This window comes from Oceanimonas marisflavi, assembly GCF_003049725.1.
Taxonomy (GTDB): domain Bacteria; phylum Pseudomonadota; class Gammaproteobacteria; order Enterobacterales; family Aeromonadaceae; genus Oceanimonas; species Oceanimonas marisflavi.
The window spans coordinates 1-249 of sequence record NZ_QAGM01000090.1 but is presented as its reverse complement, the minus strand read 5'-3'; the positions used below and the strand labels follow the sequence as shown (position 1 = coordinate 249).

The 249-nt window shown below is 54.2% G+C and carries 1 rRNA gene; it reads left to right on the top strand.

Annotated features, from left to right (window positions below):
• A 23S ribosomal RNA gene (locus DA373_RS16210) occupies positions 1–249 on the top strand; the annotation flags it as partial.

Genomic DNA, 249 nt, shown 5'->3' with positions numbered 1-249 from the left:
AAGGCGAGGCCGAAAGGCGTAGTCGATGGGAAACGGGTTAATATTCCCGTACTGACACACATTGCGATGGGGGGACGGAGAAGGCTAGATGGGCCAGGCGTTGGTTGTCCTGGTGAAAGGGAGTAGGTGGTGACTTTAGGCAAATCCGGAGTCACAACGCTGAGACCCGAGACGAAGGTACTACGGTACCGAAGTCATTGATGCCCTGCTTCCAGGAAAAGCCTCTAAGCTTCAGATGTGTGTGAACCG